General features: G+C 43.2%; 8 protein-coding genes. All 8 read right to left on the bottom strand.

The genetic code is table 11. From position 1 onward, the window contains the following. Positions 1–1,374 (bottom strand): DNA polymerase III subunit gamma/tau (gene dnaX, locus B0182_RS03050; RefSeq protein ID WP_143821649.1); only part of this gene is annotated, 1,374 nt, incomplete at its 3' end. Between the two features lie 108 nt (positions 1,375–1,482). Continuing rightward, positions 1,483–5,046, bottom strand: coding sequence for a bifunctional proline dehydrogenase/L-glutamate gamma-semialdehyde dehydrogenase PutA (putA, locus tag B0182_RS03045; RefSeq protein WP_078273533.1), 3,564 nt, complete (start codon positions 5,044–5,046; stop codon positions 1,483–1,485). Between the two features lie 42 nt (positions 5,047–5,088). Further along, positions 5,089–6,576, bottom strand: coding sequence for a cation:proton antiporter (locus tag B0182_RS03040; protein ID WP_078273540.1), 1,488 nt, complete (start codon positions 6,574–6,576; stop codon positions 5,089–5,091). A 19-nt stretch (positions 6,577–6,595) separates the two neighbouring features. Further along, positions 6,596–6,766 carry a hypothetical protein gene (locus B0182_RS14190; protein ID WP_158079609.1) on the bottom strand — a complete coding sequence of 57 codons (171 nt, stop codon included), beginning with the start codon at positions 6,764–6,766 and terminating at the stop codon, positions 6,596–6,598. 65 nt (positions 6,767–6,831) lie between these two features. Then, positions 6,832–8,349, bottom strand: a complete 1,518-nt coding sequence (gene lysS, locus B0182_RS03035; protein ID WP_078273532.1) for a lysine--tRNA ligase — start codon at positions 8,347–8,349, stop codon at positions 6,832–6,834. Positions 8,350–8,421: 72 nt separating this feature from the next. Continuing rightward, a complete protein-coding gene (locus B0182_RS03030; protein WP_078273531.1) occupies positions 8,422–9,186 on the bottom strand; it encodes a phospholipase D family protein in 765 nt (254 codons plus the stop codon). 39 nt (positions 9,187–9,225) lie between these two features. Next, a complete protein-coding gene (locus B0182_RS03025) occupies positions 9,226–9,414 on the bottom strand; it encodes a hypothetical protein (RefSeq protein WP_078273530.1) in 189 nt (62 codons plus the stop codon). Further along, positions 9,402–9,857 (bottom strand): hypothetical protein, encoded by a 456-nt coding sequence (locus tag B0182_RS03020; protein ID WP_078273529.1) that lies wholly within the window; start codon positions 9,855–9,857, stop codon positions 9,402–9,404. The genes B0182_RS03025 and B0182_RS03020 overlap by 13 nt, the downstream gene beginning before the upstream one ends. Between the last annotated feature and the right edge of the window lie 30 nt (positions 9,858–9,887).

Here is a 9,887-nt window from a genome sequence, read left to right as displayed (position 1 = left end):
TTGATTGCCAATTTCTTGATAATGATTTTCTATAATTTCTGTATTTTGTGAAATCGCCAAACTCTCATCATTTAAACTCTCATCATTTAAACTCTCATCATTTAAACTCTCATCATTTAAACTCTCATCATTTAAACTCTCATCATTTAAACTCTCATCATTTAAACTCTCATCATTTAAACTCTCATCATTTAAACTCTCATCATTTAAACTTTGATTAACGCAGTTATCTGTTTGTTGATTTAAAATTGCTTTGGGTTCTTGATAAATAACTTCATCACCAGCAAGCGGACGAAACGCAAGCAGTCGCAAAATCCCCATTTCCAACGCCTGCATGGGCGTACTGGCAAGGCGAACGCTGTCTCGTGCCTTAACACTAATCTCATAATAAAGCTGTATGACATCGGCAGGCAAGGTGTGGGCAAGATGATAAAACGCCTGTTTTTGCTCATCGTTCATATCAAGGGGCATGTCAGGCAAAATCTGCACCAGTGCCATTGCATGAAAGCTGTCCACAAGGCGGTCAAGCAAAGCGGTAGCGTCCACCATCTGTTCACGCATTCGGGCAATATGACGAGCCACGCCCGAGCGGTCATCGTGATAAATATCACGCACCAAATCCAGCACATCAAGACTATCCACAAGCCCAAGCATCTCCATGACGGTATCCGCCCCGACTTGTCCCCCACCGAACGCAATGGCTTGGTCGGTCAAGGATAAGGCATCACGCACCGAGCCTTTGGCGGACTGAGCCAACTGCCACAGGGCGGTGTCATCGTGTGCGATGTTCTCGGCATGCAGGATTTTGGCTAAATGGGCGTGGAGCAATTCTTGCGACATCGGACGAAGCACAAATTGCAAACAGCGAGAGACAATGGTAATGGGGAGCTTTTGGGGGTCGGTGGTCGCTAGGATAAATTTGACGTGCTGGGGCGGCTCTTCTAGTGTTTTTAAGAGGGCATTAAACGAGTGCGTGGAGAGCATATGCACTTCGTCAATGAGATACACCTTGTACCGCCCTTGAGTGGGAGCGTAGGGGACATTTTCTAGCAAATCCCGAGTGTCTTCTACTTTGGTGCGACTTGCCGCATCAATCTCAATTAAGTCAATAAACCGCCCATTATCCACGCTCACGCAAGTATCGCACACACCGCAGGGCGTGCTTGTTATGCCTGTTTCGCAGTTGAGGCACTTTGCCAAAATCCGTGCAATGGTCGTTTTACCCACGCCACGAGTGCCTGTAAACAGATAAGCGTGGTGCAATCGCCCTGTATCAATGGCGTGCGATAGGGCTTGGGAGACATGGGTTTGCCCCAATAATTCGCTAAAATTTTTGGGTCGGTATTTGCGTGCTAAGACTTGGTATTCGGACATGACAAATTGGTAAATGAGCGGTATAAATTTGTGCCATTATACCGCATTTTGTTGGTTTAGAATACCGATTTTGGCGTGGGCTATGACTGATATCAAGCCAAATATGCACTAGGCACTTGCCATCAGACTGGCGTTACCCCCTGCCGCTGTGGTGTTATAACTTTGGCTGACTTCATGATACAGACGTGTCATGTCAAAGCCATCTGTGGCATCCATCACACGACGAATCGCCCCATCCAGCTCTGACAGTCGCACTTTTTCAGAAATCGGTAGGTCGGACAACGCCACGATAATGGTGTTTTTATCCACGCCTTGTTGCCCCATGACGTCAAGCACATCTGTCAGCTTATCAGCGTAAGGGGCAAGCTCATGGCTTGGGGTAACGTGCGCCTTGGTGCCGTTTAGAGCAAGCACAGCAAGCACCGCCAGAGCCTTGTCTGGCGTGCCATTTGTCAAAGCCACCGAACGTGGGGCATGCCATGATAGGGTGTTGGTCTCGCCCGTTGGCCCTTGTAGGGTGGTCTGGGCGTGATTGAGTGCCGTTTGATAAGCGTGCTTGATGGTGCTGTCTAGATTGACACCTACCGACCGAGCAACGTCCATGACACGAGCTACATTGTTATCATAAGTCGTGGCAGGCTTATCAAGGGTCGGTATGTCCCAACTGTCCAGACGGCTTAGGCGTTGCAGATAAAAGCACCCGCCTGCCTTGGGTCCTGTACCCGATAAGCCATGACCGCCAAAGGGTTGGACGCCCACCACCGCCCCGACGATGTTGCGGTTGATGTAGACGTTACCTGCTTGTATGCGATTTATGATATGCTCTATCGTGCCATCGATACGGCTGTGAATGCCGTGTGTTAGGGCATAGCCTTTTTTGTTAATGCTGTCTATCACGTCATCAAGTTCATGGGCTTTATAACGGACAACGTGTAGCACAGGTCCAAAAACCTCCTTTTTAAGCTGTGATAGGTCTTTTAGTTCAAATAAAATCGGAGCAACAAAGGTGCCTTGCTCGCCATCTGTAACACGCACTTCATGATAGTCGCTGGTTTGTTTTAGGGTATTGATATGGTCTAGCAGATTCGCTTGGGCTTCGCTGTCAATCACAGGCCCGACATCTGTGCTAAGCAGGCGTGGGTCTGACACGACGAGCTCATCCATCGCCCCTTTTATTATCTCAATCATAGGCTCGGCGATGTCTTCTTGGATACATAAGATACGCAAGGCAGAGCAACGCTGACCTGCTGAGTCAAAGGCAGATGCCAATACATCGGCACACACCTGCTCAGGCAGGGCGGTAGAATCCACAATCATGGCGTTCATGCCCCCTGTCTCAGCGATGAGTACGGGGTTATCAGAGCGTTTGGCAAGCAACATATTAATGCGTTTGGCGACGTCTGTTGAACCTGTGAAAATCACGCCATCAATACGCTCGTCCGCTGTCAAAACACCACCCACATCCCCAGCACCCAGCACCAGTTGTAATACATCAGTTGGGATACCTGCTTCATGTAGCCATGACACCGCCAAGTAAGCGATGATGGACGTCTGTTCGGCAGGTTTGGCAACAACCGTATTGCCTGCACACAAGGCAGAGACCACTTCGCCAACAAAAATCGCTAGGGGAAAATTCCACGGGCTAATCGCCACCACCGTGCCTAGTGGCGTGGTTAGGTTTAGCCGTTCGCATTCATCGGCATAATAACGGCAAAAATCCACCGCTTCACGCACTTCAGCAATGGCATTTAGCAGGGTTTTGCCTGCTTCACGCACCGCCACCATCATAAGCAGTGCCATGCGTTTGGGCTCTTCCATCAAATCGGCAAAGGCTCGTATCATGTCAGCACGCTCTTTTGGCGAGACGTTTTGCCATGAGTGTTGGGCATTGATGGCAACTCCAACCACATCTGACACCTGATTTGGGTTAATAAATGCTACTTGTCCGACCACATCGGTGTGATTGGCAGGATTTAGCACGGCAAAGGCAGGTATATGAACGACATTATGATGGGTCAAGGAGCTAACGTTAAAATCAATGCCACTTGCCATGGTCATGTCATCTTGGAGCTGGGATAGGACATGCTCGTTAGATAAATCCATGCCCCATGAATTTTTGCGTTCGCCATAAATATGGCGTGGGTTTGGTGTGAGTGGGTTTGGTGTGATGTTGCCGACATCAATCTCATCTAAAGGCGAGATGACCAACTCATCAATGCTGACTTTCTCATCCACGATACGATTGACAAATGATGAGTTCGCCCCATTTTCCAAAAGACGGCGTACCAGATAGGCGAGCAGGGTATTGTGCGTGCCGACAGGGGCATAGATTCGCACACGGCGACCGAGTTTATCGCCGACCACTTGGTCGTATAAGGTCTCGCCCATGCCGTGTAAGCATTGAAATTCAAAATCAAGCTCCTTACCCATCTCATAGATGGTTGCCAGCGTTTGGGCGTTATGCGTAGCAAATTGGGGGAATATGGCATCTTGGGCGGACAGTAGTTTTTTGGCACATGCCAAATAAGACACATCTGTGTGGACTTTGCGGGTATAGACAGGATAGCCGTCCATGCCATCCACTTGAGCCCATTTAACCTCACTGTCCCAATACGCTCCTTTGACAAGGCGAATCATGAGTTTTTGGTTATGGCGACGAGCTAAGTCAATGAGATAATCAATGACAAAAGGACAGCGTTTTTGGTAGGCTTGCACCACAAAGCCAATGCCACGAAAACCTGCCAAATCAGGGTCAGACACCAAGGCTTGCATGAGTTCAAGCGACAGCTCCAAGCGATGAGCTTCTTCGGCATCGATGTTTAGCCCGATGTCATACTCTTTAGCAAGCAAAAACAATGCCTTCAATCTAGGCAATAGCTCACTCATCACACGCTTATGCTGTGAGCGAAAATATCTGGGATGAATGGCGGACAGCTTGACTGAGATGCCATTACCATCATAAACCCCACGCCCTTTAGCATCTTTGCCAATGGCATGAATGGCACTGACATAGTCATTAAAATAACGGTCAGCATCCGCCTGTGTCATGGCAGCTTCACCAAGCATGTCAAAGCTAAAACGATAGCCCAGACGTTCACGCTCTTTACCATTGGTAAGGGCTTCTTCTATCGTCTGCCCTGTCACAAACTGCTTACCAAGGAGCTTCATGGCATAGTTCACGCCACCACGAATAAAGGGCTCGCCACCTTTTTGTAAGACACGGGTCAAAGATGAACCCATCGAGTCATCCGACACATCCGTGGTCAGCTTGCCCGTCAAGACCAGCCCCCAAGCAGCAGCATTGACGAACATGGATGGGCTATTACCGACATGGCGTCGCCAATCCCCATCGGCGAGCTTATCACGAATGAGCTTATCTCTGGTGGCGTTATCAGGAATGCGTAGCAAGGCTTCGGCAAGGCACATAAGAGCGATTCCTTCTTCGCTGGATAACGAAAACTCATGCATAAGCGCATCCACGCCCGATGATTTGGAGCGGTCGGCACGCACCTGAGTGATGAGCGAACGGGCAAGCGACTGAATATTGTCTCTTTGGGTTTGGGCAAAGTCAAGTATGCTTGCCAAATTTCGTACCGCCACCGTCTCATCCAAGCGATAAGCAGCGGTAATGGCATCTTTTAATGGGGCTTGTACATGGGTAAAGTGAAACATAAAATCTCCTTAATTGTCTTATAATGACCCATCATTTTAACATCAAAAACGATTAGGGTCATTGAGTGTCGCTTGCGTTTCGTGTTTGGTGTCATCAAACTTAGGCAATTCCTCCAATTCCTCTGGCGTAGGCTCATATAGGCTAATGGTTTGATTGCCAAATTTATCCTCATTTAACACATATAATCTGTCCGAGCGATTCATTATTTTGTGCATGAGGCGTTGATACCAGCCTGCAAACCCTTCGCTTGGCTCATTGGGATTATAATAAAAGGCATTAATCACCGCAGGCAATCCCAAACCACACACAACCCCTGACAAAAGCACCACAATAAAGGTATAACCAATTAAAACATTAGTATATTCTTTTAATTGTGGGATATTGGCAACCGCCAAAATCAGAGCAAGCGAAATGCCACCACGCACCCCACCCCATGACAAAATCTCCAAACTGCCTTTATAGGCATTTTTACGCACACTAGGAAAAAACGCAAATGCCAAATAATTTGCCAAAAAGCGTGCCAAATGCAAAATCACAAAAGCAACAATACCGCCAATGATGATATGAGCATTTAAATCCAAAATAAATAATTCAAGTCCAATTAAGGTAAATAAAAAGGAATTAATAATACCCTCAATGGTATGCCAAAAATGGTTAATTTCTTCTACATCTTTATGAGCCAAAATCTCTTGCCATTTATCGCCCACCATCAAACCACCAATCACGCAAGCAATCGGTGCGGACGCATGAGCATAGAGTGCCACCAAATAAGAGCCTGAGGCTAACACGGCAGTGGTTAATATCAAAGACTCCATTTCGTTTTTGCCTTTTAATAAATACAACGCCATTTTACCAAAAGCAAAACCAATAATGACCGCTACGATGATTTCAAAGGCCAAATGCTCAGCAACATGCAATAAATTAAATTCACCCCCTTGAATGACTTTTAAAATCGTCATAAATACCGCAATACACATGGCGTCATTAAATAAGGATTCGCCTTCTAATTTAATCATCAAATGATTGGGTGCTTTAATGGAGCTTAATACACCTTTAATGCCAATCGGGTCGGTTGCCCCGAGCGCCGAACCCAACAACAATAAAACAATTAAGGGTACATGATGACCTGTGATGAATTGATAGCCAAATAATAGACCGCCAAAAACAAAAGCACAAAGCAGTAATGCCAAACTTGCCAAAATCCCAATGGGTTTCCAATAAGTTCTTAAATCCGCCATTTTAAATTTAAGGGCGGAGGCGGTCAAGATAAAACAAATCACCCCATTAATTAAAAAATCATAAAAATTGATTTTGCGGACAGCTTCTTCAATGGCGTGAATGTTGATATTAATAAATTGATTGCCTGCCAATAATGTCGCTGACCATTGCAAAATAAAGACCAATACCGCCGAGACAATCGGCACGCCAATGGCTTGGGGCATTCCCAAAATGCGTTTATTAAATAAAGTCGTAATAATAGAAATCAAACAAACAACCGTAAAAATTTCTAAAAAAATAAAACTTCCCATTACATTACCCTGTTTAAAATCAACCATAAATACCAACATAGATAATATAAATTACCAAAGCAAAAAATAAAATCCAAACAATACGCCAAAACCAAGTATGAAATTTGCTTTTACCCTCATAAAGCCATATCTCAAAACAAATAGAAAATATGCCTTTAATCAGTTGCCAGAAACCTTCAAAAAGTCCCATCGTTTATCCTGTTTTTAAATAACCCTATCTTATTATAAAAATAGGGTTATTTTTAACAATCCAAATTATTTATGTCGCATATGCGGGAATAAAATCACATCACGAATACTTGGTGCATTAGCAAATAACATCACAAGGCGGTCAATACCAATGCCTTCGCCTGCGGTTGGCGGCAAACCATATTCCAATGCTTCAATAAAATCAGCATCATAGTGCATTGCTTCATCGTCGCCTGCATCTTTTTCGGCAACCTGCTGTTTAAAGCGTTCGGCTTGGTCAATCGGGTCATTTAATTCTGAAAAGCCATTTGCCAACTCTCGTCCACCAATAAAGAATTCAAAACGGTCGGTAATATGGGTATTATCATCATTACGGCGAGCAAGGGGCGACGTTTCGGCTGGATATTCGGTAATAAAAGTCGGCTGGCGAAGTTTGGTTTCTACCGTCTCTTCAAACACAATCGTTTGTAATTTACCCAAACCAAAAGACGGTTTGACCTCGATTTTTAACGTATTTTTAACAAAATCCGCCAAAAATTCACGGTCGTTGATATTCTCCAAAGTTAGATTTGGATTATATTTTAAAATCGCTTCACTCATTGGAATTTTGGCAAAGGGGGCTTTAAAGCTAAATACTTCATCGCCATACGGCACATCGGTCGTACCCAAAATATCGTTTGCTAATTTTTCAAGCATACGCTCGGTTAAGCTCATCAAATCCTTATAATCGGCATAAGCTTGATAAAATTCAATCATCGTAAATTCAGGATTATGACGAGTAGAAACGCCTTCATTTCTAAAATTACGGTTAATTTCAAATACCCGCTCAAAACCGCCAACCACCAAGCGTTTTAAATAAAGCTCAGGGGCAATACGCAAATACAGCTCCATATCCAAGGCATTATGATGGGTAACAAACGGTTTTGCTGACGCACCCCCTGGGATAATGTGCATCATTGGCGTTTCTACTTCCATAAAACGCTCGCCCACCAAAAACGTACGAATACCTGAGACCACTTTGGCACGGATTTCAAAGGTTTTGCGGGTGTCTTCGTTTACCATTAAATCAAGGTATCTTTGGCGGTATTTGACTTCGGTATCGGTCAAACCGTGAAATTTATCAGGAAGTGGACGCAGTGATTTGGTCAATAATTCAAATTGCTCTAAATGAACATATAAATCGCCTTTACCAGAACGACCCAAAAAACCTGTGCCAGCTACAATATCGCCCAAATCCAAGGATTTAATCAGCTCCAAGGTCTCGGCAGGTAAACCTTTTCTATCCACATAAAGCTGAATCCGCCCTGTCATGTCTTGAATAACAATAAACGAACCACGATTTAGCATGACTCGTCCTGCCACAGATGCATAGACTTTTTCGCCATTTTCAATGGTTTCTTTATCCACGCCTTCAAATTTTTCTTGCAAATCTTGGGCATAATCTTCACGCTTAAAGGTGTTTGGATAAGCAGTTTTGCCATTCTGTTTGGCTTTACTTTCCAAGGCTTGCAATTTTGCCAATCTTTGGGCGATTAAATCGTTTTCAGAAATTTCTTTTTCTGGGGTTTGGGGTTGGTTTGACATAATTAAGACCTTAATAAATTTTCAAATTAAATTGTTTAAAAAGAAGTATGATGCATAATATGCACCGTACGATTAAATTTTAAATAAACTTTTTAGCTTATCAGCAAAACTTGTTTTTTCATCATCAAAAAAAATTTCTAAATCCACCGACCAAACAATAACATATCCATATTGACCTTTTTTAACTTCTCCACCGACTTCACGACCTTTATCGGTTAAAAAGGTGTTTTTACCCTTTAATTCAATATAACCATTTTCAGCAAGTAGTTTGGTAAATTCATTGCTATCAATGCCAAATTTCTCAGCAAGTTTGGCGGTGGTGATTTTATCGTAATTTTTTGGTTTGGAATGACTTTCTGTTTTTGGTTTTTCTTGATAAGTGGTAGATTTTTCAGTATCTGCTGACAATCTCACTTCTTCGCTAATTCTAATGATGCGCTGTACTTCGTCATAAGTATCGGCATATAACTGACCGTCATCATTTTTATTGATAAGCACGCCCATTTCATTATTATTGACTTGGCTAAATTCATATAAATTTAGACTGGTAATAATACACTCGTGTTCATTTAAATAGCATTTGGCGTGCAAATTTTTGCAAAAGCTGGTACGCACAAAAGTTAAATCTTTTAGCCAATTGATTTCTTGTGGCGATAATTCACTTTTGCCATACACAATGCGAATGTCAATTTTAAGGCGGTTTTTATCTTCTAGCAATTCCTTAATGCGTTCATTAAATTGCAAATAAGGACTGATTAAAACAAGTCTGTCGGTTGCCTTTTTAATCAATTCTTCCAAATGGTAAGTTGTACCACTGGTATTTAAAAATTTTGCCATAAATTATTCCTCTTTTTATAACGGTGAGCAATACACACCTTACGAGCTTGATTGATTTTTTGCTAATTCTGCCCATATTTTATTGAGTGTTTCAATATCTTCATCATAGAACATTTCGGCAATTTCATCTTCAAACATTCTATCAAAATCATTGGGAGCGGAAGTATTATCTGCACCAACTAAAAATCCACCCTTGCGTTTGTTTGGCTCATTTTTTAATCCACACACAAAAATCCACCAAATTTACCCTTATTGACCGTACCATAACAACCAAATGGTACATTATTACTTGGGCATACACCCTTAATTGAACCACCAATATCTTTATCATCAGCAACATTTTCAGCAATACATCGCCCTGCTTGACAATCGCTACCGTCCGTACACACTTTGCCTTTATCGGCAAATTCCACCACACAAAAATCGTGCGCCATTAAGCCTTGCTTGCTGATTGTTCCACCTTGTCTTTGGCATTCGGCAATCTCGCTAGAGGTTGCGGTTTTGCCTTGTGGGTGTTTGATGTCTTTGGCAGTTAAAGTTTGGTTTGGTTTATTTATTTCTTGGGGTTTTTGAATGTTTGGCGTATTATCCACTTTTTTCCCATTGATGGTATTGGGCGTGCAAGCGGTTAATGCCAAAATACTTGTGATTGTGATTAAAAATTTATTCATTTTTTATTACCAACATTGTCTTAATTTAAC

This window comes from Moraxella bovis (genome assembly GCF_002014975.1).
Taxonomy (GTDB): Bacteria; Pseudomonadota; Gammaproteobacteria; order Pseudomonadales; family Moraxellaceae; genus Moraxella; species Moraxella bovis.
The sequence above is the reverse complement of the archived record's forward strand: the minus strand, read 5'-3'. Positions and strand labels throughout refer to the sequence as shown.